General features: G+C 65.1%; 2 protein-coding genes. Both read left to right on the top strand.

The annotated features are described in order from the left end of the window. Positions 1–750, top strand: a 750-nt coding sequence (locus C8J30_RS18230; RefSeq protein ID WP_181420960.1) for a sigma 54-interacting transcriptional regulator, incomplete at its 5' end; no start/stop codon positions are given. A 183-nt stretch (positions 751–933) separates the two neighbouring features. Further along, the coding region (locus tag C8J30_RS18235; RefSeq protein ID WP_146227976.1) for a radical SAM protein at positions 934–1,520 on the top strand (587 nt) is incomplete at its 3' end.

The following is a 1,520-nucleotide window of genomic DNA, read 5'->3' on the forward strand; positions in this document are numbered from 1 at the left end:
CAGTCGAAACTGCTGCGCGTGCTGCAGGAGGGCGAGTTCGAACGCGTCGGCGGCTCGAAGACGATCAAGGTCGATACCCGCATCGTCGCCGCGACAAACCGCGATCTGGAAGATGCCGTCGCGCGGGGGCAGTTCCGCGCCGATCTGTACTTCCGCATCTGCGTCGTGCCGATCGTCCTGCCGCCCCTGCGCAACCGCAAAAGCGACATCAAGCCGCTCGCGCAGCTTTTCCTCGATCGCTTCAACAAGCAAAACGGCACCAATGTCAAATTCGCCGCCGATGCGTTTGAGCAGATCTGCCGCTGCCAGTTTCCGGGCAATGTCCGCGAGCTGGAGAATTGCGTGAACCGGGCCGCCGCGCTCTCGGATGGCGAGGTGGTGCTGGGCGAGGAGCTGGCCTGTCGGCAGGGCGCGTGCCTTTCGGCGGAACTCTTCCGGCTGCAGGACGGGTCTTCGCCGATCGGCGGCCTGGCCATCGGGCGGATGATCACCCCCACCGTGCGCGTCCCCGCCCCTCCGGTCGAGCCGCCCGCGGCGGTGGCGCCCGAGCCGCTGCCAGAGCCCGAGCCGCTCGCCAAGGACGAGGTGCAGCTGCGCACCAAGACCGCGCAGCTGAGCCGCGAGGAACTGGTGCGGGTGATGGAAAGCGCGGGCTGGGTGCAGGCGAAAGCGGCGCGGCTTCTGGGCATGACCCCGCGCCAGATCGCCTATGCGTTGCAGAAATTCGAGATCGAGGTGCGCAAGATCTGACGGCGGTTGGACGCGGAGACTGGCCCCGGCCTCGGCCGGGGTCTTTGTTTTGGCCCCCCCCGTCGACCCGTGTCGCATTTCCGACAAAAGCGCAGGTTTTGTGCCAATCGCCCCGCCGCCGGGCTGGCACGGTTCTTGCTGCATCCCCCATGACCCCTGAACGGGCAGAGCATGGAGAGCAGCATGTCGGACAATGTCGTGGCCCTTGGCACCCTTTCGATCGGCTCGAAGGAGAGCCTCTCGGCCGCGCTGGCCTCGGGCGGCTGTTCCTCGAGCACATCGGCAACCGGTTGTGGCTCCAAGGAAAAACCCGAAGACATGGATCCGGCGACCTGGGCAAAGGTCAAGGATCACCCCTGCTATTCCGAGGAAGCGCATCACTATTTCGCGCGCATGCATGTGTCGGTCGCGCCCGCCTGCAACATCCAGTGCAATTACTGCAACCGCAAATACGACTGCTCGAACGAAAGCCGTCCCGGCGTCGTGTCGGAACGGCTGACGCCGGTCGAGGCCGCGCGCAAGGTGATTGCGGTGGCGAATGAAGTGCCGCAGCTTTCCGTGCTGGGCATCGCGGGGCCGGGCGACAGCGCCTATGATTGGCTGAAGACGAAAGAGACCTTCCGGCTGGTCACCGAGCAGATCCCCGACATCAAGCTGTGCCTGAGCTCGAACGGGCTCGCGCTGCCCGATCATCTGGATGAACTGGTCGAGATGAATGTCGATCACGTGACGATCACCATCAACATGATCGACCCCGAGGTGGGGGCGCA

This window comes from Rhodobacter viridis (genome assembly GCF_003217355.1).
GTDB classification, from domain to species: Bacteria; Pseudomonadota; Alphaproteobacteria; order Rhodobacterales; family Rhodobacteraceae; genus Rhodobacter; species Rhodobacter viridis.